At 73.4% G+C, this 26,010-nt stretch carries 17 protein-coding genes and 1 pseudogene; 6 read left to right on the top strand and 12 right to left on the bottom strand.

Annotation, left to right across the window (positions count from 1 at the left end):
* Positions 1-32: 32 nt before the first annotated feature.
* From ABZX96_RS29520 to ABZX96_RS29485, 8 genes and pseudogenes are all read right to left on the bottom strand, one after another.
* Complete coding sequence (locus ABZX96_RS29520) at positions 33-1,226, bottom strand: AAA family ATPase (RefSeq protein WP_355550265.1); 1,194 nt, start codon at positions 1,224-1,226, stop codon at positions 33-35.
* A 302-nt stretch (positions 1,227-1,528) separates the two neighbouring features.
* Positions 1,529-5,554: a lipopolysaccharide biosynthesis protein gene (locus tag ABZX96_RS29515; RefSeq protein ID WP_355550264.1), complete on the bottom strand. Its 4,026-nt coding sequence runs from the start codon at positions 5,552-5,554 to the stop codon at positions 1,529-1,531.
* Between the two features lie 84 nt (positions 5,555-5,638).
* Positions 5,639-6,409 carry a polysaccharide deacetylase family protein gene (locus ABZX96_RS29510; RefSeq protein ID WP_355550296.1) on the bottom strand — a complete coding sequence of 257 codons (771 nt, stop codon included), beginning with the start codon at positions 6,407-6,409 and terminating at the stop codon, positions 5,639-5,641.
* Between the two features lie 425 nt (positions 6,410-6,834).
* Positions 6,835-7,800: pseudogene (locus ABZX96_RS29505) on the bottom strand (glycosyltransferase family 2 protein); the annotation flags it as partial.
* Positions 7,797-8,612, bottom strand: coding sequence for a glycosyltransferase family 2 protein (locus ABZX96_RS29500; protein ID WP_355550262.1), 816 nt, complete (start codon positions 8,610-8,612; stop codon positions 7,797-7,799). The pseudogene ABZX96_RS29505 and the gene ABZX96_RS29500, both read right to left, overlap by 4 nt.
* 375 nt (positions 8,613-8,987) lie before the next feature.
* Positions 8,988-10,094: a GNAT family N-acetyltransferase gene (locus ABZX96_RS29495; RefSeq protein ID WP_355550260.1), complete on the bottom strand. Its 1,107-nt coding sequence runs from the start codon at positions 10,092-10,094 to the stop codon at positions 8,988-8,990.
* A gap of 1 nt (position 10,095) precedes the next feature.
* Positions 10,096-10,578, bottom strand: coding sequence for a hypothetical protein (locus ABZX96_RS29490; RefSeq protein WP_355550258.1), 483 nt, complete (start codon positions 10,576-10,578; stop codon positions 10,096-10,098).
* Between the two features lie 266 nt (positions 10,579-10,844).
* On the bottom strand, positions 10,845-12,095 hold the full coding sequence (locus tag ABZX96_RS29485; RefSeq protein WP_355550256.1) for a S8 family peptidase: 1,251 nt from the start codon (positions 12,093-12,095) through the stop codon (positions 10,845-10,847).
* A 348-nt stretch (positions 12,096-12,443) separates the two neighbouring features.
* Between ABZX96_RS29485 and ABZX96_RS29480 the strand changes: the two genes are divergently transcribed.
* The gene (locus tag ABZX96_RS29480; protein WP_355550254.1) at positions 12,444-13,250 is read left to right on the top strand and encodes an SGNH/GDSL hydrolase family protein; all 807 of its coding nucleotides are present in this window, start codon (positions 12,444-12,446) and stop codon (positions 13,248-13,250) included.
* A gap of 184 nt (positions 13,251-13,434) precedes the next feature.
* Here the strand turns inward: ABZX96_RS29480 and ABZX96_RS29475 are convergent, their stop codons facing one another.
* Positions 13,435-15,345, bottom strand: a complete 1,911-nt coding sequence (locus tag ABZX96_RS29475) for a serine/threonine-protein kinase (protein WP_355550252.1) — start codon at positions 15,343-15,345, stop codon at positions 13,435-13,437.
* Between the two features lie 400 nt (positions 15,346-15,745).
* Here ABZX96_RS29475 and ABZX96_RS29470 point away from each other — a divergent pair, with 400 nt between their 5' ends.
* Positions 15,746-16,009, top strand: coding sequence for a hypothetical protein (locus ABZX96_RS29470; RefSeq protein WP_355550250.1), 264 nt, complete (start codon positions 15,746-15,748; stop codon positions 16,007-16,009).
* A gap of 271 nt (positions 16,010-16,280) precedes the next feature.
* Here the strand turns inward: ABZX96_RS29470 and ABZX96_RS29465 are convergent, their stop codons facing one another.
* The gene (locus ABZX96_RS29465) at positions 16,281-17,558 is read right to left on the bottom strand and encodes a type ISP restriction/modification enzyme (RefSeq protein ID WP_355550248.1); all 1,278 of its coding nucleotides are present in this window, start codon (positions 17,556-17,558) and stop codon (positions 16,281-16,283) included.
* 441 nt (positions 17,559-17,999) lie between these two features.
* On the opposite strand from ABZX96_RS29465, the gene ABZX96_RS29460 reads away from it, so the two are divergent.
* Entirely contained in the window at positions 18,000-19,364 is a 1,365-nt protein-coding gene (locus tag ABZX96_RS29460) for an MFS transporter (protein WP_355550246.1), read from the top strand.
* Between the two features lie 26 nt (positions 19,365-19,390).
* On the opposite strand, the gene ABZX96_RS29455 is transcribed toward ABZX96_RS29460, so the two are convergent.
* A complete protein-coding gene (locus tag ABZX96_RS29455) occupies positions 19,391-20,152 on the bottom strand; it encodes a GntR family transcriptional regulator (protein ID WP_355550244.1) in 762 nt (253 codons plus the stop codon).
* 34 nt (positions 20,153-20,186) lie between these two features.
* The gene (gene hmgA, locus ABZX96_RS29450) at positions 20,187-21,518 is read right to left on the bottom strand and encodes a homogentisate 1,2-dioxygenase (RefSeq protein ID WP_355550243.1); all 1,332 of its coding nucleotides are present in this window, start codon (positions 21,516-21,518) and stop codon (positions 20,187-20,189) included.
* Positions 21,519-21,901: 383 nt separating this feature from the next.
* Between hmgA and ABZX96_RS29445 the strand changes: the two genes are divergently transcribed.
* The 3 genes from ABZX96_RS29445 to ABZX96_RS29435 all read left to right on the top strand — a co-directional run bounded on the left by ABZX96_RS29445 (position 21,902) and on the right by ABZX96_RS29435 (position 25,750).
* Entirely contained in the window at positions 21,902-23,404 is a 1,503-nt protein-coding gene (locus tag ABZX96_RS29445; RefSeq protein ID WP_355550241.1) for a citrate:proton symporter, read from the top strand.
* 253 nt (positions 23,405-23,657) lie between these two features.
* Positions 23,658-25,058, top strand: a complete 1,401-nt coding sequence (locus tag ABZX96_RS29440) for an MFS transporter (RefSeq protein ID WP_355550239.1) — start codon at positions 23,658-23,660, stop codon at positions 25,056-25,058.
* Positions 24,971-25,750, top strand: coding sequence for a class I SAM-dependent methyltransferase (locus tag ABZX96_RS29435; protein WP_355550237.1), 780 nt, complete (start codon positions 24,971-24,973; stop codon positions 25,748-25,750). Before ABZX96_RS29440 ends, ABZX96_RS29435 begins: the two co-directional genes overlap by 88 nt.
* Positions 25,751-26,010: the final 260 nt, after the last annotated feature.

Raw genomic sequence — 26,010 nt, 5'->3', positions numbered from 1 at the left:
GGGTTCCCCGGTGTTCAGGTCCGGTCCGGTGTTCACGTCCGGTCCTGCACCATGCTCGCGTCCAGCCCGAGGGCCTCGGTGAGGACGCGGGCGCGGACGGCGCGCTGGCGGCCGGTGACCCGGTCGATGGCGGCGGTGGAGCGCCCGGCGCCCGCCGCCTCCGCGCGCAGCTTCTCCAGCCGCTTCCCCGCCATGGCGAGCGTGTGGTGCGCCTTCTTGATGACCCACTCGCTCAGCGCCTCGCGGGACTGCCCGGCCATCGCGTCGAGCTGGGCCTCCAGCTCCTCGATGGTGTCGGCCAGGTCGAGCGCCTCCCTGGCGTCGGGGTTGACCAGTTGGAGCACCTCGCGCTCGACGGTCGGGCGCTGGGCGGGGGAGTCCCACAGCACGTGCGTCAGCACCGAGAGGTCGTTCTCGGCGACCGCCGGGCGGCCGTCCAGGTACGCGGACGCCTGGAGCAGGCCCACCGCCTGCCGCCAGCGGCGGTCGGAGGCGACGAGCTCCTTGCGGCGCAGGGCGGCCCGCAGCGTGCACACCGCGTCCACGATCGCGTCGGGGACGTCCACGGCCGGGACGGCATCGGTGACGGCGTGCTGCAACGCGGCCAGCTCGACGGTCGTCCGGGCCGGTGCCACCGGGCGGCTGACGGCGGAGCGGACCAGCGCGGCGAAGTTCGCGGGGTCCTCCAGGTACCCGACCTCGATCCGCACCAGCAGCCGGTCGTAGATCGCGGCCGAATCCTCGCCGCTGGGCAGCTCGTTGCTCGCCGTGATGGCCCCGATCAGGGGGCAGCGGATCGGCTCGCCGCCGTTCTCGGGGTGGTAGATCCGCTCGTTGAGGAAGCCCAGCGTCTCGTTCAGCGCCGCCGTGGAGCACTTGAAGATCTCGTCGATGAACGCGACGTGCGCGGTGGTGGCCCGGCCGTCGTAGACCTGGCGGTACTCGCCCCGGGCCAGCGCGGCGACGTCGATGGGGCCGAACATCCGCGTCGGCGCGGTGAACTTCGACAGCAGGATCTCCCAGTAGGACGCGCCCTCGATCCGGCCCGTCAGCTCCCGGGCCAGCTCGGACTTCGCCGTTCCGGGCGGGCCGAGGACGAGCGAGTGCTGCCCGGCCAGCAGCGTCACCACGAGCGTGCGCACCACGTCGGCCCGCTCGTAGAAGCGGTCCGACAGCTCCTTTGTGATCGCCCGCAGCCGCTCGGCCGTGTCCTGCGCGTCCTCCATGGTGCGGCTCCTTGCCTGTGACGCCCCGCCGGGCTGACGAGACCGCCTCCGCCCATGGCTGCGACGCAGAGGAGGCGGCGGTTACGCCGGGCCGCCCTTGCTCTCGGGAGCGGCCCCGTGCCCGAGCAAGATAACGCGCGGGCCCCGCCCGCCACCCCGCCCGGGTAGGCGTCACGAATCCCGCACGCCACTTCGCCCGGGAGCGTCAAGAACGTCACCCCGCCCGGGTGCGCCACGAACCCCGCCCGCCACCCCGGGCCACCTCGGGACAGCGTCACGGGCAGCCCCGCCCCCGGCCCACCTCAGGACAACGTCACGAACCGCACCGCCAGCGAGACGAGGAAGACCAGCAGCAGAGGCATCGCGAACCAGAACGTCCCCTGGAGGCGGCGCAGCCGCCGCACGGTGGGCGGCGCCAGCACGCGGACGAACTCCCGTACCGCCAGCAGCGCGAGGAGCACCAGCGCGCTCAGCCCGCCGATCACCGACCACGGCGTCCATGTCACCACCGGACCGGTCCGGCCGGGTGCGGCCTCCGCCACCGGCCCCGTGGGCGCGTTCTTGAGTTGGTACAGCGCGGCGTGCTCGTTGGAGAACACCCGGCGCAGCTCCGGCCGCCGGTCCAGCGTGGCGCGCAGCCGCTTCTCCCAGCTCGCCGCGTAGCCCACGTCCAGCCGCAGGTACTCGGACTGGCCCCGGTTGACGATGAGGTACGAGTTCGGGCCCGCGTCGACGAGCTTCTCCACCAGCGGGGTGACCAGCACGGGATCGCGGGGCGCGAGGGTGGGCTCGTACTGCACCCGCTCGGCGTCCCTGGCGCCCCAGGGCAGCGCGGGGGTGACGTTGTTGACGGTGTCGTTGCTCAGCCACAGCAGCCGGACGGTGGGCTTGTCGTGGGCGTAGACGTACTCCATCGCGGCGACCTCGCCCGGCCGGATCCGTTCGAACGGCTCGTTGCCCCACCGGGCCACCAGGAAGCCGATCACCAGCACCAGCCCCGTCACCAGGGCGGCGAGCGGCCCCAGGCCCCGGCGGGTGCCGGTGGCCCGCGGGAAGAGAGCCAGCGCCGCCAGCAGGCAGGCGCCGGGCAGCGCGAACATGAAGACCCGCAGCGCCATCTCGCCGCCGTAGGACTGCATCCCGAAGCCGAGGAACGGCACGAACGTCAGGGTCAGCAGGGACCGTTCGGAGAACCCGGCCGCGCGCCGCCGCAGCACGCCCCAGCAGGCCAGCGCGAGCACCCCGCCGGCCATCGCCACCCGCGTGTACAGCACGAGTTTGTGGGTGCTGTCGCCGTTGCCGATGCGGCCGGTCACGGACGAGGTGACGTTTCCGCCGAACCCGCCGATGCCGCCGAACAGCTCGTCGAAGTGCCCGGACCAGTACGGCTCCGCCAGGAAGCCGATCCACACCACCACCAGCACCCCGCACAGCAGCGGCAGCCCGTACAGCGTCGAACGGCGGGCCAGCACCAGCACCGTCAGGACGCCGAGCATGACGAACGGGGTGAGCTGGTGGCCCGCCACCGCCGCCGCGAACAGCGCGATCAGCACCGCCAGCAGCGCCGCCCGCTGCCCGCGCCCGACGGGCCGCACCTCGGCCTCGCCCGGCCGCAGCCTCCCGCGCAGCACCCGCGGCTCGCGGAACCACACCAGCAGGACCGCGACGAAGACCAGGTACAGGAGGTAGGTGAACCCCTGCGGGGAGAAGTAGTCCTGGCCGACCCAGCCGGACAGCGCGAACAGCCACGCCGCGCTCCACTTGGCCCGCCACCCCGCCCGTACGGCCTTCAGGAGGAGGAACAGCGGCGCCAGGTACAGGAGCTGGATGACCGTCGGCCACCAGCGCAGCACCTCGGACAGGTCGGTGACCCCGGCCGCGCCCGCCACGAACTGCGCCAGGGCGAAGAACCCGGGCCAGCTCCAGCGCGCGTCCAGCTCCGGGATGGCGGTGCCGGCCCGGTCGATGCGGTCCAGGAACCCCAGGTGCTGCCAGGCCGTGGCGAACCGCGGCTCGGCCTCCAGCACGGCGGGCAGCGCGTGCAGCGCCACCACCGTCGCGAGCAGCACCACCAGCAGCAGGCCCCGGCGCGGCCGGGACAGCCACAGCCCGGCGGCGAACGCCACGATCAGCAGGGCGGCGCCGATGAGCGTCGCGGTGGGCAGGACGGTGATCAGGCCCAGCCCGCCCATGCGGTTCAGGTCGGCGTCGCCCATGCCGCGCAGCGGCAGCCAGAACAGCGCGAGCGCGGCGGCCAGCAGCACCCAGATGCCGGTCTCGGGGCGGCGCCACCAGGGGGCGGCCGGGGGCGCGGGCGGTTCCCCGGTGTCCGGGAGGACGACGACGGGGGCGCCGGGCGGGGCGGCCGGGTCCGTTCCCGTGGGGGGCGCGGTGGCGGGGGGCGATCCCGCGGGGCCGGTGGGGGACGCGGCGGTGGGGGACGCGGCGTCCTGCCCACCGGCCAGCCGGAGAGTCTTGCCGCCGCCTCCGCTTCCGTTCCCGTCGTCGCCACCGTTCGGATTCCCGGTCCCGGCCGGGGCGTCCGGCACCGGCCGGGGCGACCGTTCGGCGGCGGGTGACCGTTCGGCGGTCGGTGCCCGTTCGGCAGCCGGCGACAGGGGCCGGACCGGCGCCCGCGCCCCGGCCGCGCCGGTCTCCCGCGCCGCCTTGGCCCAGGACGGCGCCTCCGAGGCCGCGGCCTCATCCGTCCGGGCCGCCTCCAGGGCGGGCACGCCCAGGGGCGGGGTCGGGGGCCGCATGTCGGGCCGCCGCTCCAGGTGGTCCACGTCCACGTGGACGCCCAGCGGCATGGTGTCCACGTCGGCCAGAGCCCGGCGCGCCCACCGGGGGCGGCGGGACGCCTCCTCCTCGGCCTCGTCCGCCGCCGGGTCCGCCGCGACCGGCGTCGGCGCGTCCCCCAGGTCACCGTGCACCGCCAGGTCCGCGAGGTCCCCGTCCGGGGCGAGCCCCTCGGCCGGGGTCTTGGACAGCGGCGCCGAAGGGTGGCCGCGCAGGACGCGGAACAGCTTCACGGTCGCGATCGAGACGATCACCGCCAGGCTGCTGATCTCCGCGACGCCCGCCCCCGTCAGGCCCATCCGGGGCAGCAGGATCAGCGTCAGGCCGAGCACCAGGAAGCACAGCAGCCCCTGGAGGTAGGCGAGCCCGGAGGTGCGGCTCTGCGCGCGCAGCACCGCGAAGTAGACCTCCATCACCACCCGCAGCACGGCCCCCACCGCGAACCAGCGCAGCAGCGGCGTCGCCGCGTCCGCGTACCCCTTGCCGAAGACGCCCAGGATGTGCGGCGCGCCGACGAACAGGACGAGCGCGACCGGCAGCATGATGCGGGCCATCCGGCCCAGCGCGGCCCGGGTGTTCGCGGCCAGCCGCGCCGGGTCGTGCGAGCCCTCCACCGTCAGCGACGCGCCCATGTTGATCGCGAGCAGGTTGACCGTGCCGCCGATCGTGGTGGTGATGTAGAAGTACGCGTTGTCGGCCGAGCTGACCTGCGAGGCGACGATCACCGGCACGAGGTAGACCACGGCCAGCGAGAACAGCGACCCGGTGTAGTCGCCCGCCAGAAAGCGGCCCATCTCCTTGAGGGACGGCGGCCGGGCGGTGCGCTCGGTCTTCCGCACATGCCGGGGCACCAGCTTGCGGAAGACCAGCCACCCCAGCGGCACCACCGACAGCGCGATGGCCGCGACCCACGAGACGAACACCCCGGCCGTGGGGAGGGCCGCCGCGAACGCCACCAGCAGCGCCAGCTTCCCCACCGAGAAGACGAAGTTGCCCGCCGGCACCCACAGCGCGTTGCGCAGCCCCGTCAGCACCCCGTCCTGGAGCGTGAGCAGCGACCAGGCGACCACCGCGACGATGAACCCGAGGCCGTTCAGCGTCCCGTGCAGGAAGCGGTAGGACGGCCCCCACAGATCGAGGGTGACCAGGAAGACCCCGGCCGCGAAGGCGACGATCAGCGAACTTCCCGCGTACGTCCCGGCCACCAGGCGGCCGGTCATCCGCCCGGCGACCGGGATGAAACGGGCCAGCGCGCCGGTCAGCGTCACCGCCGTCAGCCCCGCCAGCAGCTTCATCGCGGCGATGGCCGCCGACCCCTGGCCGACCGCCGACTCGGTGTAGTACCGCGCCGCGACCAGCCAGAAACCCAGCCCGAGTACCCCGGAGATGCCGGTGTTCAGCATCAGGGCGTAGGCGTTGCGGAACAGCGGGCTGCCGCCGCCCCGCCCCCCTGGGAACCGCAACTTCCGGCCCCCCTTGACGGGCCCCTGCTCCGCACGCTCCTCGGACCGGGTGGTGGTCTCAGACACTGGCTCGACTGCCCTTTCTGAAGCGTTCCCTCTGCCGGCCCGCCGGTCGGTGCGTGTGCGCGGGCGCGGCCGGGCGCCCGGGGATCAGCGCCCTGGGGTGCACAGCCGCACCGCCCGACGTGTCCTGCGCACCACCGCGTACCCCTTGGTGAGGGCCCGGTCCCGGGCGAAGTTCCGCGCGATGCCGTGGCCTTCGACGATCCGCTCGAACTCCTTGACGTCCGTGGTCCGCCGCACCGTCATCCGCGCCAGCGCGTACGGCCCCTGGGAGCGGCCCGCCCGCGCGTTGCCCACCGCCAGCGACTGCCGGAAGCCCGCGCCGCGCACCGTACGGCGCACCCGCCGGTCCGAGTAGCCGAAGGGGTACGCGAACGAGACCGGGGCGGCGCCCAGTTCCCCGGCGATGATCTGCTTGCAGCGCAGCACCTCGTCCCACAGCCGCTCGTCGTCGAGCTGGTCGAGCTCCGGGTGGCGGTGGCTGTGCCCGCCGATCTCCACCCCGGCGGCGTCGAGTTCGCGCACCTGGTCCCAGTCCAGCATGGTGTCCAGCGCCTCGCCGGTGTCGTGCGCGCCGCGCAGCCACCCCGTGGAGACGAAGAGGGTCGCCGGGAAGCCGTGCCGGGCCAGCACGGGCAGCGCGTGCCGGTGCACGCCCTCGTACCCGTCGTCGAAGGTGATCAGCACCGGCTTGTCCGGCAGCGCGCCGCCGTTCCGCCAGGCCGAGGCGAGCGCCGTCGTGGTCAGCGGGGTGAAGCCGCGGTCGGCCAGCACCGCCATCTGGTCGGCGAACGCCTCCGGGGTCACGGACAGCTCCCGGGTGGCGGGCGCGGGCGCGCGTGACACGGCGTGGTACATGAGGATCGGCACCCGGGTGTCGGCGGCTCTCACGCGGCCTCCTCTGGGCGTGCGGTGACGGGGGACGGAGCCCCAGGAGCCTTGGGGGACGGGGCGGTGGGCGGGCCGTCCTCAAGGACGGGAGCCTGACCGTCCGGGAGAGCGCCGTCGCCTTCGAGAGCCTCATCGGTCACAGGAACGTCATCGTGTACGGGAGCCTCGCCGACCGGAAGGGCGGCATCGTGTACGGGAGCCTGACCGGCCGGAAGCGTGCCGTCGCGCACGGAAGCCTCGCCGACCGGAAGCGCGTCATGGCGCACGGAAGCCCCACCGACGGGAAGGGCGCCATCGCGCGCGGAAGCCCCGACGCCCGGCGGAACGCCATCACCCGGCGCCCCGCCCTCCGTAACGGGAGCGCTCCCGACCGGTGCCGCGTCCCCCGCCCCCACGGTGAACGCGCCACCCTCGCGGCGGGCCCGAGCGCTGCCGCGCGCGTACCCCACCGCCGCCGCCGCGATCCCGGCCACGATGGCGCCCGCGCGCCCGGCGCCGCCCGGCCGGCGCAGCACCGCGTCCGCCAGGCCGCGCGCGACCCCGGCGGGCAGCACCCGCGTCGTGTAGCGGCGTTCGGTGGCCAGGCCGTCCCGGGCGCCGACGCTGCGCGCGACCAGCGCTTTGGACAGCCCCTCCGCGTACGCGCGGGAACGGAAGTAGGCGAATCGTTCCCGCGAGCGCGGCACCCGGTGGTGGATGACCGACCGGTCGTCGATCAGGAGCACCGCCTCGGGCACCGCCCGGGTCAGGCGGATGCACAGCTCGGTCTCCTCGCAGCCGAGCGGGTGCTTTCCGGCGTCCCGGCCGATGTGCGTGGCGAACCCCCCGACGCGGGCGAACGCCTCCCGCCGGAAGGACGCGTTGCCGCCCAGCACGTTGCGCACCCGCACCTTCCCGGGCGGCAACCCCCGGTAGGTGCACCCGACCACCCAGTCGAACTCCTCCGGGAACCAGGCGGGCCGGCGCCCGGTGGACCACACCGGCTCGGTGCGCCCGCCGACCGCCATCACCCGCGGGTCGGCGTACCCCTCGGCGAAGTGCAGCAGCCAGTCGCGCTCGGCCACCGCGTCGTCGTCGAGGAAGGCCACGACCTCGCCGCCGGCCGCCGCGATGCCGGTGTTGCGGCCCGCGGACAGGCCGCGCGGCCCCGAGTTGGGCAGGACGTGCAGGGGTGGCGAGCCGGTTCCGGAGGGGAACCGGGCCCGCAGCCGTTCGTACAGGCCCGGATTGTGGTCGACCACGAGCAGGATCTCGTGGGCGGGGTGGGACTGCTCCCGCACCGAGTCCACGGCGGCGAGGATGTCGCCCCAGCGGTCCTCGGTGTAGACGCAGATCACCACGGAGACACGGACGCTCAAGACGCCTCTCCCGTGATCATCGCGGGGCGGGTGCGCGGGTGGCGGCGGGTGCCGCGCTCGCGCAGGATCACCTTCAGGACCCGCAGCCCGTCCCGGACGGCGCGCAGGTTGCTCACGCCGTGGATGCGGTTGTACTCGTGGCTGGGAATCTCCTGCACTTTCAGGCCCGCCTTGACGACGCGGATGTTCATCAGCGTCTCGACCTCGAACCCCGCGCAGTCCAGCGCGATCTCGTCCAGGCAGTGCCGCCAGAAGGCGTTGTAGCCGTAGCACAGGTCGGTGTACCGCGCGCCGAACTTGGCGTTCACCACCGAGGTCAGCACCCGGTTGCCGAGCCGGCGGATCGGCGTCATGTCGTCGGTGCCGCCGCCGTTGGCGAACCGCGAGCCCTTGGCGAAGTCCGCGCCGCCCACCAGGGCGGAGACGTAGCTGACGATCTCCGCGCCGTCGGCCGAGCCGTCCGCGTCGACCATGACGATGATGTCGCCGGTGCACGCGGCGAACCCGCTGATGAGCGCGTCCCCCTTGCCCTTGCCGAGCTGCCGGACCACTTTCACGCCCGGCCACGACTCCTGGGCCACCCGCACCGTGTCGTCCGTCGAATTCCCGTCGACCAGAACGACTTCGTGAATCCAGTCGGGCAGTGTCTTGAATACGTAGGGAAGATTTTCCGCCTCGTTCATCGCCGGAATCACGACGCTGACCGGCGGTGCTATCGCGAAGTGCGAGGAGACCGGTTTGTATTGCACCGGTTCGGTAATCGGCGGTAACGGCTTCGGATCTGTTTCCGCCGAGCGAAGGAACGAGCTCATGAGTCTGTTTCCCTCTCGTCCGGTGGATCGCCCACCCCCGGGCGGTCCGGCTGGGTGTCCGGTTCGAAAGGGGGGTTCACACCCCGTTCACGACGGCATGGTTCCCGTCACCGTGCGAACAGGGCGAGCTGGCATGCGTGGTACTGGCCGCGCGGCTCGTGGACCGGTGATCGACGTGCGAAAACCGGGCACGGCACCCCCCTACCGCGCCCCGCTCCGGACCATCACGGCGACGCTTGAGCCCTCCCCTAGTGCCGCTGTGCACGGTGGACCGATGCGGGTGGAGATACGACGGTATTGATGATTGAGACTCTATGGCAAGACCTGGAACACCAAATCCGCTTTGGGGTTATTGGCCAATACGGAGCGGTGAACTCAGCGTCGACCCGACCGGATCCGGCCCATCCGTTTGAGGAGGCGATCGGCCGGCCCGAACAATTCCGGCCGGGACAATACGGTGTTCCGCAACGCCCGTACCGGAGCACGCCGCGCCAGATGTCCCAGCGCCACCGGGTGGGGTCGTGCCACCCAGCCTTCCGAGACCGTCAGCTCCCGCGTCTTGAGCGAGTTCTTGTACGCCTTCTCGCCGCGGCCGAGATCCAGATACGCCATCGACGCGCCGGCGGCTTCCTCGATCATGTGCAAGTGCAGGATCAAGCCCGGTGAGAACTTCGCGTAGGCCGGATCGTAGGCCGGGAACCACCCCGCGAGCACCCGCTCCGAGCGCGGCCCGAAGTGCGCGGCGACCGGCCGGTCGCCGGCGTACAGCACGGACAGCAGCCCGCCGAAGGTGTCCGTACGGGTGTGGAACAGCCGCTCCACCAATTGGACGATCCAGGCCTGGGCGAAACGGTCGCTGCGCCCGGTCCGCCGGTACTGCGCCGACTTCCACGCCATCAGGACGCGCAGCGCGGCCGGGTCCCGCTCGTCGTGGACGTACCGCACCGCGCCGACGTCCCGGCCGAGCTTGCGTTCCTTGGTGAGCGTCCTGCGGACGAAGTTCGGCGACCGCGCGCGCAACCGGGACAGGTACGCCTCGTACCCCTCGTCCAGATCCACGACCGGCGACGGGTGGGTGGACAGCAGCGTGGCCTCGAAGGGCTTCTGGCCCTCCACCAGGTGGTCGAACTCCAGCACCGACAGCCCGCAGGCGTGCAGCAGCTCGCGGGCGTCCCACTGGAAGCCGGGCCGGTGCATCAGCCCCTGCGCGTCGGAGACCCCCAGGCCGACGGCCCGCCCGACGCCGAACGCGGTGCGTTGGAAGGGCAGGAACGCGGCCGGGGCGCCGTCCTCGTGGACGACCGCGATCCGCACGTCGCGGCGGCAGGCGCCCACGGCGAGCGCGAACTCCGGGGACAGGAACGGGTTGGCGAGCTGGGGCGCGCCCAGCAGGTGGGCCTGGGACTGGATGGCCGTCCAGGCGGCCCGGTCGGCCCCGGACAGCTCGCCGGGGCGGTACACCGCGATGTCGTTCCCCTCCACGTCACTCCGTTCCCGGCCGGCGGGACCGGCCGCCGCGCCGCCGTAGGTACACCCCCGCCAGGACGGCACCGCTGATCACCGTCACGGCCACCACCCCGCCGCGCGTCGACCACAGGTGGAGCGCGAGCATCGCCTGGGCGACCAGGAGGTTGACGGCGATGGCCCCCGCCCCCGCGGCGACCGCGCGGCCGAGCGGATCGAGGCGTCCCAGCGCGGCGCCGATCGCGGCGGCCGGCGCCAGCAGCAGGAAGAACAGGGTGAACGGAGCGCGCAGCGGCGAGGAGATGTCGGCCAGCGCCAGCACGGCACCGACGCAGCCCACCGCGACCGCGACCCCGGCGAGCAGCGGCGCCGCGTCCCGGACCGGCGACCGGCCCGCGGGCCCGCCGCCGTCCGGCCCGCCGGCGCCCGGCCTGTCGCCCTGACGGGTGCCGCCGTCGTCCTCGCCCCTGGGTCTGTTGCCGTTGATCGTCTTCGTCTGCATTGGCAGCTTTGCCCCCCATAAGCGCCGGATGCGGTGCCTCAATGTTTCGCAGCGGGAACGCGCCCGTCAAGAACACGGAAGCGAGGCCCGCAAAGACGTTGCGAAGCCGTGCCCGCTCCCGGAGGAAGGGCGGACACGGCGTGCCACGGACGGGCAAGATCCTTGCGGGGGCGCCCCGTTGATCGTCCGTGTCGGCACGCGGTCACGGAAGCGGCCGGGTTCCCCGCCCCATGACGAGGAACCCGGCCCTTACGGGGTGGCGACCCCTACGGAACGATCTGCAGCAGCTTGTTCGGCGAGCCGCTGCCCGGGTTGGTGACGACCCCGGAGACCGCGCCGTTCACCAGGGCCGTGGAGACCTGCGCCGGGGTGGCGCTGGGGTGCCCGGCCAGGTAGACCGCCGCCGCGCCCGCGACGTGCGGGCTGGCCATCGAGGTGCCGGAGATGGTGTTGGAGGCGGTGTCACCGGTGTTCCACGCGCTCTTGATGTTGCTGCCCGGCGCGAAGAGGTCCACCCGCGATCCCCAGTTGGAGAAGCTGGAGCGGGCGTCGGTGTTGGTCGTCGAGCCGACCGTGATGGCCGCCGGGACCCGGGCGGGCGAGTAGTTCTGCGCGTTCGCTCCCGAATTACCGGCGGCCACCGCGTACGTGACCCCGCTGTCGATGGACTTCTGCACGGCCGCGTCCAGCGCCGAGTCCGCGCCGCCGCCCAGCGACATGTTCGCCACCGACGGGCCGCTGTGGTTCCGGGTGACCCAGTCGATGCCGGCGACGACCTGCGCGGTGGTCCCCGAACCCGAGTTGTTCAGCACGCGGACCGCCACGACCTTGGCCTTCTTCGCGACGCCGTACGAGGTGCCGGCCGCGGTCGCCGCGACGTGCGTGCCGTGCCCGTTGCCGTCCTGGGCGACGTTGTCGTTGTCGATGGCGTCGTAGCCGTTGACCGCCCGGCCGCCGAAGTCCTGGTGCGAGATCCGCACACCGGTGTCGATGACGTAGACGGTGGCGCCGCCGCCCGCGCTGTCGGGGTAGGTGTACTTCTGGTCCAGCGGCAGCCGCGGCTGGTCGATCCGGTCCAGGCCCCAGGACGGCGGGTTGGACTGGGTGCCCAGGGCGTGCACCGTGCGGTCCTGGTAGACCCGGTCGACGGCCGGGTCGGCCGCCAGTCTGCGGGCCTGGGACTCGGAGAGGCCCACGGCGTAGCCGTTGAGGGCGGCGGTGTAGGTCCGCCGGACCGTGCCGCCGTACTCGGAGATCACGGCGCGGCCCTCGGCCGAGGCCGCCTTGAGGCCCGAGGTCTTCTTGAACGTGACGATGTAGCTGCCCTTGACCGCGTTGCCGGCGCCGGCGCCGACGATCGTGCCCTGGGCGGGGGCCGCCTGCGCCGGGAGCGCGGCGGCGCCGAGGGCGGTGGTCGCGGCCACGGCGGTGATCGCCGCGGCGAGGCGGGTCCGGGCGGAGCGCTTCCCGGTGGTCGTGGCGGTACGCGAGCTGAGGGTGGAACGCATCACTGCCATCGCGAGGGAGTCCTCCTCATAGGAGGCGCGCGTGGTGCGCGCGCCAAAGGGGGGAGTGGCGTACGGGGTCGTACGCGCAGAGAGGTGCGGGCGGTACCACGGCCCGCATGCCGCACAGGATTCCCGGAGCCGAACGTTCGTATCAAGGGTTCTGCCCGCATGACATATTCACGTCATGTGTCGGCAACGTGCAGCGGTGAACTTCCCTGTGAACGGGAAGAGTTGACACAACCACCTTTTACGGCGCCGTGTCCCGGGCGGCGGAAGTATTGACATGGACACTTCCAGCGACGGGGCGGGGGCGCCGGATGAGCACGGTGGGACGGAAACCCTGCTAGGGGAGATCACATGAGACTGACAAGATTCGCCTCCGCGGCGACCGCCCTCCTCGCCGCGATGGCGCTCGCCCTCACCGGGTCGAGCACCGCCGCCTCCGCCGCACAACCCCCCGCCACCAGCTACGTCGCCCTCGGCGACTCCTACTCCTCAGGCGCCGGAGCCGGGAACTACGACAGCGGCAGCGGCTCCTGCAAGCGCAGCAAGCGGGCCTACCCAGAGCTCTGGGCCGCCGCCCACAGCCCGTCGTCCTTCACGTTCAGCGCATGCGGCGGCGCCCGAACGGGTGATGTTCTGGCCAAGCAACTGGGCGCCCTGAACTCCTCCACCGGACTCGTCAGCATCACCATCGGCGGCAACGACGCCGGGTTCGCCGACACCATGAGCACCTGCACCCTGCAGGGCGAGCGCGCCTGCGTGTCCCGCGTCGAGCAGGCCCGCACCTACATCAGGAACACCCTGCCCGGGAAGCTCGACCAGGTGTACGACGCCATCAAGGGCAAGGCCCCCGCGGCCGAGGTCGTCGTCCTGGGCTACCCCCGCTTCTACAAGCTCGGCGGGAGCTGCGCCGTCGGCCTCTCCGAGAAGTCCCGCACCGCGATCAACGCCGCCGCCGACGAGATCAACACCGTCACCGCCAAGCGCGCCGCCGACCACGGCTTCACCTTCGCCGACGTGACCAAGACCTTCACCGGACACGAACTGTGCTCCGGTGACGCCTGGCTGCACAGCGTCACCTTCCCCCTCGGCGACTCGTACCACCCCACCGCCACCGGCCACTCCAAGGGCTACCTGCCCGTCCTGGAGACCGCCGCCTGAACCCCCGTCCCCCGCACGCCGCCGGCGAGACGGCCTTCACTGACCGGGCCCCACGCCCTCGCCCGTACGTTCCCCACCCCTCCACCTGACGGCACGTCACGGCCTCGTCGCCCGTGACCCCCGTCCCGACCCCGCCGGTGTACGCCCCGCTCGACGCGTACACCGGCTTCTCGCTGCCGCGCCGCTACCCCACCGGCCCCGCACCCCGCAGGAACACCACCCGCGCCGGATCACGCCCGGCCTCGACGACCGCGACGAACGCCGCCCCACGCCCGGCGGCCTCGGCCCCCGTCCCGACGACGCGCACGGATCCGGCCGACGCGGGCGGGCCGCCGCCGGTCCCGCTTGCTCCCGGCCCGTCGGTGTACGAGGTCCCGTCGGCTCCGGTCGGCTGGGAGCCGCCCGTGTACGAGGTACCGACGGTCTCGCTTGTCCCCGACCCGCTGGTGTACGAGGTCCCGTTGGCCCCGGCGGGCTGCAAGCCGCCCGTGTACGAGGCGCCACCGGCCCCGGTGGGCTGCGAGCCGCCCGTGTACGAGGTGCCGCCGGTCCCGCCTGTCCCCGACCCGTTGGTGTACGAGGCGCCACCGGCCCCGGTCGGCTGCGAGCCGTTCGTATACGAACCCCCGCCACCCCCGGTCGGGGCCGCGCCCCCGGAAGCCGAGCCGCCCTGGGTACCCGTCGGATAGGACCCCGTCGGTGTGTTGCCCGGATACGGGCTGGTCGGGGTGTGCCCCGGCGCCGGTGTGGTGTGCGTCTCGGTGGGGCGCGGCGTGGTGGGGGTGTGCCCAGGGGTGGTGCCCCGCGTGCCGCCGCCCGGCGCGCCGCCCGTGCCGTGGGTGGAGCCGGGAGTGGTGCCCGGGGTGGTGCCCCCGCCGGATGTCGTGCCGCCGGTGGCTCCTCCGGAACCCTGCCCCCCGTTCTGGCCACCCCCGGTACCGGTCCCAGCCCCGCCGTCCTGCCCGCCCGTCTGCCCGCCGTTGCGTCCCCCGCCGCCCCCGCCGCCCCCTCCGCCGTCGTCGCGGACGAGCGCGTACGTCACCCCGCCCGCGGCCAGCGCCGCCAGCAGGGCGGCCACCGCCAGCAGCGCCACCGGCCGCCGGCGCCCGCCGCCGTCCGCCGCGCCCTCGCGTCCCGTGCCCATGGGCGGCGTCGGCGCCTCGCTCCCGGGCGGGGGCGGCGGGGTGGGGGAGTACGCCGTACGGGTCGCCTCGCCGCCGGGCGGCGGCCCGCCGAGGGGCGGCGGTACGACCACCGTGGGCGTCCGCCCGCCGCCCGCCACCGCCTCCAGCACCCGTTGCGTCTCGGCCGCCGACGGACGCAGCTCCGGGTCCTTGCGCAGCAGCGCCTCCAGCAGCGGCACCAGCGGCCCGGCCCGCCGGGGCGGCGGCAGCCGTTCGTCCACCACCGACCGCAGCGTCCCCAGGGGCGTGTCCTGCCGGAACGGCGAGTGCCCCTCGACGGCCGCGTACAGGGTCACGCCCAGCGACCACAGGTCGGACCCGGGGCCCGGCGTACGGCCCAAAGCCCGTTCCGGAGCCAGGAATTCCGGCGACCCGACCAGCTCGCCCGTCATCGTCAGCGCGGAGGAGCCGGGGACCGTCGCGATGCCGAAGTCCGTCAGCACCACCCGCCCGTCGTTGCCCAGCAGCACGTTGGCCGGCTTGACGTCGCGGTGCAGCACCCCCACGGCGTGCGCGGCCCGCAGCGCCGCCAGCACCTCAGCGCCGATGCCCGCGGCCCGGGCGGGCGGCATGGGGCCCTCGGCCTCCAGGACGTCCGCCAGCGACAGTCCGCGTATCAGTTCCATGACGATCCAGGGCCGGCCGTCCTCGGTCGCCACGTCATAGACCGTCACCACATTGCGGTGCGTGATCCGCGCCGCGGCCCGGGCCTCGCGCTCCAGGCGGGCGTACAGCAGCCGTTCCTCGTCCTCGGTCAGCACGCGCGGCGCGCGGACCTCTTTGATGGCGACCTCGCGGCCCAGCAACTCGTCCCGGGCCCGCCACACCACGCCCATGCCGCCCCGGCCCAACTGGCCGAGCAGCCGGTAGCGTCCCGCCAGCAACCGCCCGCTCCCGGAACCCTCGCTCATGGACGAGCCCCCCTCGCAAAAGAGCGATTCGGTGCAAACGTACCTCAATCAAGCGCACTTGCCGCCCTTTCGAACGACGATCCGTCACCACCACCGGACGACTCCGTCCGCCGCGCCGCGCCCCCGTCGGCGACCACCCGGCGCGGTCCCGGAACGAAGCCCTCCGAGCGCCGTGACGCCCCTGCGCGGCCGGTGTTTCCGGCCCGCGCCGGGGCCGTGCCGGGGGCGCGCCGGACGGGTCGGCGACGCCCCGGAAACCGGTCCGGGAAGCCCCCGGAACCGGGCCCGTCAACGTCCTTGTTCCGCAGGTGAATCCCGGGACCGGGCTGCGCGGGTGCCCCAGGAGAGAGATAGGGTTACTCTGCCCGGGCCGGGTGCCCTCGTACGGGTGGGGAGAGTCATGGAACAGATAACAGTGCGCAGCAGGCCGCGTGTGCCTGCCATCAACTGCAAAAGCGGCGCGTCCAGCGCGCGGCTGGACCGGCACCTCGCGGTGCTCGGCGGTCCCGCCATACCGCAGCGCGAGGCCGAGGGCGCGACGCTGCTGATGCGCGAGCTCACCAGCCGTGACCACGCCCGCACGAAGACGAGCCGCGGCGCCAAGGTCGCGCTGATGGCCCCCCTGCGGACGCTGCGGCGTTCGCTGTTCGGCGGCCACGGCTGACCCGGCCCACCCGGCCCGAGCCAGCCGGACCGGCGCGGGCCGCGAAGCCCGCCGACGGCCGGCCGACACGGGTCTGAGGGAGTCCCGGTCCCTCAGACCGCACCCGCCCCGACGGGCACCCGCCCGTCGGGACCGGTTGATCCTCATACACACCGATGCCGGGCCGCTCCCCATCGCGGCCCGGCATCGTGCTGTTTGCCCTGCTTCGCCCCGCGCCGTCCCGGCGTCGGGGCGTACTCATGTGTGGTCCGACCGCGCCGCGTCCCCACCGTCACAGCAGCGCGAACTGACCGCCCGGCCCCTCCTCGGGGTGATCCAGCACGGAGGCGGGACGGCGGCTCGCGGTCGGCACGGGCAGGATGCCCACCGCCCGCAACTCGGCCGCCTCGATTCGCGGCCCCTCGGCGGTGCGCCGCCGTACCTCGCGGATCTCCGGCCGGGCCTCGTCCAGCAGGGCCAGCACCGTGACCAGTTCCAGCAGCTCCGTCGTCCACTCCGGCGGCCACGCGGTGGGGCGCACCGCCTCCAGCGAGCCCGGGGCGGGTTCCCCGTCCGCCCCGTCCGGGCGGGCGGTGCGCCGGGCGAGCCAGGTCTCCAGGACGCGCACCCCGCCCGCGTACCACTCCCAGGCACCGCGTGGCACCGGCGCCACCCGGCCGCCGCCGATCAGCAGCGCCTCGTCCGCCGCGTCGTACGAGAACCCCTCGGGCAGCCCCCGGGCGGGCAGCGCGGCGCGCACGTACGGGCGCCGCCCGCCCGGCATCCGGGGGCGCGGCCCCTCGCCCGCGCCGCGCAGCCCGTATGTGTGCAGCCACAGCAGCCGGCGGCCCAGCTCGACGCCCGCCGCCCACACCTCAGGGTCCGCGGTGAGCGGGACGGCGCGGTCGCCGGAGGGCAGGTGACGGGCGCTGACGGCGATCCAGGCGAGCAGGTCCTCGGCGTCCACCGGCCGGTCCAGGCGGCGGGCGAGCAGCGCGGCGAGGCCGGGCGCGAGGTTGGGCTCGCGGCCGTCGGGGCGGCGGTAGAGCGGCCGGACGCGCCCCGGGCGGCCCGCGGGCGACCGGCCATCGGGCAGCAGCGCCGCGGGCACCACCGCGAACCCGGCACCTTGCGGCAGGTGCGCCTGCTCGACGACGAAGACCTGCCGGGCGTCCGCCACCCGCCACAGCTCCGGCCGCGCCTGGTCGATCAGCCGGTGGTCGGGCAGCAGCCACTGGCGGTCGTACGGCCCGTGCAGCACCCGCACCGGCTCCGGGCACGGGCCGGCCGCGACCGCCAGCCGCCCGGTCGGCGTGGCCTGCCCCGGGAGCTGCGCGACCGTGCTGTGCGGCGTACGGGCGCGGGAGACCCGGAACAGCCGCTCGCGGGCGGCCTCGTCGGGGGCGCGCAGCAACGCGTTCCAGCGGGCCTTCAGGGACGCGGCGTCCGGCGCCCGCACCCAGGCGCGGCCGAGCCGCAGGGGCGCCACGGACCAGGGCATCAGGTCGTCCAGCCGGGGCGCCGCCGCGAGGTCGGTGCCTTCACTGCCCGCGGCCTGTGTCGCCGTCACGCGGTCGCCCTCCCTGGCCCGTTCGGTTCGCTGTTGGGCATGGTAACCGCGGGCGGGGGAGGGGAACGGAGGGCGCCGCGGGGTGCCGGGAAGGCCGGTGGGGGCACGGGTGCGCCGGGCCGCTTCTCATTCTTCCGTCCGGTCCCGATGCGGGCTTCCGTCGGTCTGATCAGGACAGGTACGGTCCTGGCGGTGCGGCTGTGAGTCCTGGGGCGTACGGGTGGGAGGGGGCCGCGGCCGGGAACGGGGACAGCCGGCCGGACCGAGTGCGCGGACAGGCTCCGTACGTGCCCCAAGGGAGCGCGCCCGGGCGCCACCGGCTGGGACGCCCGACCGACAGCACGGACAGCACGGACAGCACCGAGAGCACCGACAGCACGGACAGCACCGAGAGCGCTGACAGCACGGACGCCGGACCGACGGAAGAACGCCGGGAGGACCATGACGACCACGACCAGCGCGGCCGGAGTGCGCGTGGCGGCGCGACTGGACCGGCTGCCGGCGTCCCGCTGGCACCGCCGCCTCACCTTCGTCGTCGGCATCGGGGCCTTCTTCGACCTGTACGAGGTCTTCCTCGGCGGGGTGCTGGCCACGGCGCTCGCCGAGCGGTGGCACCTCGACCACACGGCCAAGTCGTGGATCATCGCGGCCGGGTTCCTCGGCATGTTCGTCGGCGCCAACGTGCTGTCCGTCATGGCCGATCGCTTCGGGCGGCGCCGGATGTTCCTGGTGAACCTCGCCGGATACTCCCTCTTCTCGCTGCTCGGCGCCTGCGCGCCCGACGTGACGTGGCTGATCGCGCTGCGCTTCCTGGCGGGGCTGGGGCTGGGCGCGGAACTCGTCCTGGTGGACACCTACCTCGCGGAGTTCCTGCCGCGCGCGGTGCGCGGGCGGTACATAGCCGCCGCCTACACCTTCGGGTTCCTCGCCGTCCCGGTCGTGGCGCTGCTGGGCGCGCGGCTGGTGACCTCGCACGCGCCGCTGGGCGTCGACGGGTGGCGCTGGCTGCTGGTCGGCGGGGCACTGGGCGCCGCGTTCCTCCAGCTCATGCGGGTCCGGCTGCCGGAGTCGCCGCGCTGGCTGGTGGTGCACGGGCGGGGCGACGAGGCGGACCGGATCGTGACCGGGATCGAGAAGCGGGTGGCGGACGAGACCGGGACCACCCTGCCGTCCGTCGCGGAGGCCGCGACGATCCCGGAGCGACGGATTCCGCTGGGCGAGATGTTCCGGGGGGAGTACCGGCGGCGCACGGTGATGTGGTGGATCTTCCAGGTCCTCCAGACCGTCGGCTACTACGGCTTCGGCACGCTGGCCCCCGTCGTACTGACGGCCAAGGGGCACCCGGTGAGCGCGTCGCTGACCTATGCCGCGCTCAGTTTCTGCGGCTATCCGATCGGTTCAGCACTGTCCGTACCGCTGATCGACCGGATCGAGCGCAAGGTACTGATCATCGCCTCCGCACTCGGCATAGCGGCCTGCGGACTCGTCTTCGGACTCGCCGACTCCATGCCCGTCATCGTGACCGCCGGCTTCGCGCTCACGATCTGCGCCAACGTCTTCTCCAACACCTTCCACGTCTACCAGACCGAGATCTTCCCCACCGGCCTGCGCAGCGGCGCCATCGGCGTGGCCTACTCCCTCTCCCGACTGACCTCCGTGATCCTCCCCTTCGTCGCCCTGACCGTGCTGACGCGCCTGGGCCCGGGCGCGGTCTTCGCCGGATCGGCGGCCCTGATGGTGCTGCTGTGCCTGGACGTGGCCCTGCTCGGGCCACGCAGCACGGGGCGGAGTTTGGAGCGGATATAGGGGGCGGGCGATGAGGGCCCCGTCCGTCAGTGCGCGTCCATCGTCACCGTGAAGGAGAACCGATCCCCCCGGTAGTGGATGCGGGCCACGTCCACCACCCGGCCGTCCTCGTCGTAGGTGATGCCCGTGTAGTGGAGGATCGGGCTCAGGAGGGGGACTTGGAGGAGGCGGGCGGTGGAGGGGTCGGCGAGGCGGGCTTCGACCGTGTCGGTGATGCGGCTGATGCGGATGCCGATCGCGTCGCGCAGGACCTTGGTCATCGGCCAGCGTTCGAGGTCCGGGAGGAGGATGCGGGCGGCGATGTCGGGGCGGACGAAGTTCTCGGCGTGGTTCGTCGGCTCGTCGGTCTTCTCGTCGCTGCGGAGGCGGCGGTAGCGGGCCACCTCGGTTGCGCCGGGGAAGAACTCGGCGAGGTCGGCCGGGACGGGGACGGAGGCGGGTGCCGTCTCGCGGTCCAGCAGGACGGTCTTCATGCCGGACTGCTGGGCCACGATGGCGTCCACCGAGCCGAGCAGCCGCACCGGCGAGCCGCGCCGCGCGCTCGGCTCGATGAACGTGCCGCGCCGCCGGTGCCGGCTGATCAGCCCTTCGTTCTCCAGTTCCTTCAGCGCCTGCCGCATCGTCAGCACGCTGACGCCGTAGTGCGCGGCGAGCGCGTCCTCGGTCGGCAGGCGGAGGGGGTCCGTGGGGGAGCGGCCCAGTATCGACGCGCGCAACGACTGCGACACCTGATACCACAGCGGCAGCTTGCGATTCAGGGCGACCGAGTCGGGAGCGAAGGTCGGCACTGGTACCCCACAGTTCTGCTGGTGCTACGTGATCTTACGGACGGAAGTGGCGTTCCAGACCCTGCCATACGTCGTCGTAGCCGCGCTGCAGGTGGGTGGCGGTGCGGGCCTGTTCGGTGAGGGTCAGCGGCCAGCGGGTCTCGAACATGAACGCCAGGCCGTCGTCGACCTTGTGCGGCTTCAGTTCGGCCGCGCTCGCCCGGTCGAAGGTCTCCCGGTCCGGCCCGTGCGCGGACATCATGTTGTGCAGCGAGCCGCCGCCGGGGACGAAGCCCTCCGCCTTCGCGTCGTACGCGCCCTCGATCAGCCCCATGTACTCGGTCATCACGTTGCGGTGGAAGTACGGCGGGCGGAAGGTGTCCTCGCCGACCAGCCAGCGGGGCGCGAAGACCACGAAGTCGACGCCCGCCAGACCCGGCGTGTCGGAGGGCGAGGTGAGGACCGTGAAGATCGACGGGTCCGGGTGGTCGTAGCTGATGGTGCCGATGACGTTGAAGCGGCGCAGGTCGTAGACGTATGGGACGTGGTTGCCGTGCCAGGCCACGACGTCCAGCGGCGAGTGGTCGTATGTCGCCTTCCAGAGGTTGCCGCAGAACTTGTTGACGACCTCGACCGGGCCCTCCACGTCCTCGTACGCCGCGACCGGGGCGAGGAAGTCCCGGGGGTTGGCCAGGCCGTTGGCGCCGATCGGTCCGAGGTCGGGGAGCTGGAAGGGCCGGCCGTAGTTCTCGCAGACGTAGCCGCGGGCCGTCTTGTCCAGCAGCTCGACGCGGAAGCGGACGCCGCGCGGGATCAGCGCGACGTGCCCGGGCTCGGCGCGCAGCAGCCCGAACTCCGTGCGCAGCAGCAGGCCGCCGCGCTCCGGGACGATCAGCAGCTCGCCGTCCGCGTCGCTGAACACCCGGTCGGTCATGGAGGCGTTGGCGTGGTAGAGGTGCACGGCCATGCCGGAGCGCTGGGTGATGTCGCCGTTGCCGCCCAGGGTCCACAGTCCGTCCAGGAAGTCGACTGGTCCGGTCGGCTCGGGGAGCGGGTTCCAGCGCAGCCGGTTGGGGTCGGGGACCGTCTCGGTGAACGGCGTGCCGCGCAGGGCGCCGTTGTCCACCCGGGTGAAGGGCGGGTGCGCCGCCGAGGGGCGGACGCGGTACAGCCACGAACGCCGGTTGTGGGCGCGGGGCTCGGTGAAGGCCGAGCCGCTGAGCTGCTCGGCGTACAGGCCGAGGGGTGCGCGCTGGGGTGCGTTGCGGCCCACCGGCAGTGCGCCCGGCAGCGCCTCGGAGCTGTGTTCGTTGCCGAAGCCGGGGGAGTACGCCAGCCCCTCGGCCGTCTTCCTCGCCCGTTCGTTGACCGTGCCCGTGCCTGTCATCGCGTGCTCCCGCCGCTCAAGGAATCCGGAATCCTATGCAAGACCTTAGGATTGGGGTGGGGGTCCGTCAACGGTGGATGGGGGCGCGTCGGGGTGGTCGGCGGCGGTGGGTCCGGGAGCGGGCCTGGGGGTGGGTCTGGGAGCGGGCCTGGGGGTGGGTCTGGGAGCGGGCCTGGGGGTGGGTCCGGGAGTCGGCTGGTGTGGTGGCCGGCTGCGGGTGGTGGCGGGGACCGGGGTCGGGCCTGGGCTGACCTGGGAGTTCTTCCGGGGTTTTGCTCGTATTGCTCGCGTGTCAAGGGCTTGTTGGGGCGTGTCGGGGGCCCCTAACGTCACCTCGTCCGCCGCCCCTGGTGGATGTTCAAGGGTGAACGTGAGGTACCCCCATGCTGACCATCCTCGGCTTCGCCATGATCGCCACGTTCCTGGTGCTGATCATGATGAAGAAGATGTCGCCGATGGCGGCGCTCGTCCTCGTCCCCGCGCTGTTCTGCCTGCTGGTCGGGCAGGGTGCGCACCTGGGGGAGTACGTCCTCAAGGGCATCGGTGACCTGGCCCCGACGGCCGCGATGCTGATGTTCGCCATCATCTACTTCGGGGTGATGATCGACGTCGGCCTCTTCGACCCGATCGTCCGGGTCATCCTGCGCTTCTGCAAGGCCGACCCGGTGCGGGTGGTCGTCGGCACGGCGCTGCTGGCCGCGATCGTCTCGCTGGACGGTGACGGCTCGACCACCTTCATGATCACGGTGTCCGCGCTGTACCCGCTTTACCGCCGCCTGAAGATGAGCCTTGTGGTGATGACGGGCATCGCCGCGACCGCCAACGGCGTGATGAACACACTGCCCTGGGGCGGGCCGACCGCCCGCGCCGCCACCGCGCTCAAACTCGACGCCGGCGACATCTTCGTCCCGATGGTCCCGGCCCTGGCCACCGGGCTGCTCGCGGTCTTCCTCCTCGCGTACGTCCTCGGACGGCGCGAGCGCAAGCGGCTCGGGCTGCTCTCCCTGGACGACGCCGGGGCCGTCCGCGTGGCGGAACCGGTGCTCGTCGCGGCGGATGGTGGGGAGACGCGTGGTGAGGGTGGGGGCGTGGCTGCTGGGGACGGTGTCGCCGCCGGGGGCGGGGTCGCGGTCAGGGATGGGGTCGCAGTCAGGGACGGGGGGAAGGTGCCGGAGGCGCGGGCCGGTGCGGTGGGTGTCGGTGGCGGTGGGCATGCGGCCGGGGCCGATGGGGCGGAGGTCGAGGGGCAGGGGCTCGATCCGCACCGTGCCACGCTGCGGCCCAAGCTGTACTGGTTCAACGCCGCGCTGACCGTCGCCCTGCTCACCCTCCTCATCCTGCAGACGCTGCCGATCCCGGTCCTCTTCCTGCTCGGCGCGGCCATCGCGCTCACCGTCAACTTCCCGCACATGCGCGATCAGAAGGCGCGGATCGCCGCACACGCCGAGAACGTCCTGAACGTCTCCGGCATGGTCTTCGCCGCCGCCGTCTTCACCGGCGTCCTCACCGGCACCGGCATGGTCGAGCACATGGCGCGGTGGCTGGTCGACGGCATCCCGGACGGGCTCGGCCCGCACATGGGCGTCGTCACCGGCGTCCTGAGCATCCCGCTCACGTACTTCATGTCCAACGACGGCTTCTACTTCGGCATCGTGCCGATCCTCGCCGAGGCCGGTGCCGCGCACGGCGTCCCCGCCGTCGAGATCGCCCGCGCCTCGCTCGTGGGGCAGGCGCTGCACATGTCCAGCCCGCTCGTTCCCGCCGTGTACGTGCTGGTGGGCATGGCGAAGGTGGAGTTCGGGGATCACACGCGGTTCACGGTGAAGTGGGCGGCGTTGACGTCGCTGGTGGTGCTGGGGGCGGGGCTGCTGTACGGGATTGTGTGATGGGGGAGTGGAGTGGGGTGGTGGTTGGGTCCGCCGATGACTGTTGCCTTCTGGCCTTAATATGTCGGCAAATATGGTTGCTTGTCGGTAACCCCCGCGTCACCGGCTGGCCACCGGGCGGGAAGCCCGGAGCAACCATGGAGGGGGACGACCCCCATGGACGCGGGACCACCCGCACTTTCACTCCCGGGCGCGAGCCCCTGAGCACGGAGCCACTCGTGACCGTCCCCCCGACGTACCGGAGCACCGGGCCGTGACCGCCGCCACGGGCGGCGGCCGGGGCTGGCTGCTGCGGCTGGTTCTCACCTTCGCCTTCGCACAGTCGGCGGTCAGCATGGCCCGGCCCGCCGTCTCGTACCGGGCGCTGGCCCTGGGCGCCGACGAACGGGCCGTCGGCGTCATCGCGGGCGTGTACGCGCTGCTGCCGCTGCTCGTCGCCGTACCGCTGGGGCGCCGCACCGACCACGGCCGGTGCGCGCCGCTGCTGGTCGTCGGCGTCGCGCTCATCGCGGGCGGGTGCGCCCTCAGCGGGGTCGCCGGTTCCGTGCCCGAGATGGCCGCGTGGAGCGGGGTGATGGGCCTGGGGCACCTGTGCTTCGTCATCGGCGCGCAGTCCATCGTCGCCCGCCGCAGCGCCCCTGACGATCGCGACCGCAACTTCGGCCACTTCACCATCGGCACCTCCCTCGGCCAGCTCCTCGGACCGGTCGCCGCCGGGCTGGTGATCTCCGAGCGGGACGGGGCGATGGCCACCACCAGCGCCACGGCGCTCCTCCTCGCGGGCGCGCTCGCCGCCCTCGCCTACCTGTGGCTGTGGCGCCTGGAGCGGCCCGCCCGGCAGGCGGTGCGGCGCGGCGAGCCGGGCCGGGCGGCCCCCGTCTCCGTCGGCCGCATCCTGAAGGCGCCCGGTGTGGCCGCCGGGATCTTCACGAGTCTGGCCGTGCTCTCGGCCACCGACGTCCTGACGGCCTACCTGCCCGTGGTCGGCGAATCCCGCGGCATCGCACCGGCCACCATCGGCCTGCTGCTGAGCCTGCGCGCCGCGGCCACCATCGCCTGCCGCCTGGTGATGACGCCGATGATCCGGTGGCTGGGGCGGACCCCGCTGCTGGTGGGCAGTTGCGTCCTGGCGGGGCTGCTGTGCGCGGGACTGGCGCTGCCGGCGCCGGTGTGGGGGCTGGCCGTCATGGTGGCCGCGCTGGGATTCTGCCTCGGCGTCGGGCAGCCGCTGTCCATGACGACGGTGGTCCAGGCGGCGCCCGAGGCGGCCCGCAGCACCGCCCTCGCGCTCCGGCTCACCGGCAACCGCCTCGGCCAGGTCGCCGCGCCCGCCACGGCGGGCGCGCTCGCCGGGCTCGCGGGGACGGCCGCGCCGTTCGCCATGCTCGGCGTGCTGCTCGTCCTCGCGGCGGGGACGGCGGTGGGACGGCCCTGGGGACGGCGGACGGGGTGGCAGACGAGGTCAGGGCGGCCGAAGTCAGGGCGGCCCAGGTCGGGGAGACCCAGGTCAGGGCGGCGGGCCAAAAGGAGAGGCGGTGCGGGCGCGGACGGCGCTAGCGTCGGGGTATGCCGGAGTCGCCGCACATACGCCGATTCTTCGACGAGTTCGCCGAGGAGTACCACCTCCTGTACCCGGACTGGTCCGCCACGGTGATCGAGCAGGGCCGCGCCCTGGACGCGTACGTCCGCCGGGCGCTGGGCGACGGCCCGCACGCCCTGCTGGACTGCGCCTGCGGCATCGGCACCCAGGCGATCGGCCTGGCGCTGACGGGCCACCACGTCACCGGGACGGATCTCAGCCCGGCGGCCGTCGCCCGCGCCGCGCGGGAGGCGGCGGCCCGGGGCGTACGGATGGAGACGGCCGCCGCCGACATGCGGTACCTGCCCTTCGGCGACGGCGCGTTCGACGGCGTGGTGTGCGCCGACAACTCCCTGGCCCACCTCCTCACCCCGCCCGACCTCCTGGCCGCCCTCGCCGCCATGCACCGGGTGCTGCGGCCCGGCGGGGCGCTGCTGATCGGGATGCGCGACTACGAGGAAGCCCGCGCCGTGCAGCAGCGGTTCACCCCGACGCGGCTCACCCGCACGTCCGATGGTCGGCCGGTCATCGGCCTCCAGTTCTGGCACTGGCACGAGGACCGCGAGCACTACGACTTCGACCTGATCCATCTGCTGCCGGACGGCGACACCTGGCAGGTGCACAGCCGGCGCGCCACCTCCTGGGCGCTGACCCGGAAGCAACTCACACCCTTCGTTACGGAGGCGGGGTTTGCGGAGGTGCGGTGGCACGAGCCGGAGGAGAGCGGTTACATCCAGCCGTTGTTGACGGCTCGGCGGGTGGGGTGAGGGGTGGGTGCGCGCCACGTCGCCATCGGCCTTCGGGTGGGAGGCTTTCTCGTGGGGCGCCGTCTCTTTCAGGTGGGGATGGGGGCTGTGGCGGGTGCGGGCCGGTGGGTTTTGCGCCTTTTGTTTCGTACGGGGCGGGTGCGTCCCGGTGGTCGGTACGCCTTTTGTTTCTTACGGGGTCGGGGCCGCCCCGGGGTACCTCCTCGCGGCAGTTGCGCCTCCCCGACGCGATGTAGGTCACCGGCCGCCGCGCCCCAGTC

It is taken from the genome of Streptomyces sp. NPDC003077, from assembly GCF_040611095.1.
In the GTDB taxonomy this organism is placed as follows: domain Bacteria; phylum Actinomycetota; class Actinomycetes; order Streptomycetales; family Streptomycetaceae; genus Streptomyces.
Note: the sequence above shows the minus strand (reverse complement) of the source record. Positions and strands in the feature narration are given on the sequence as shown.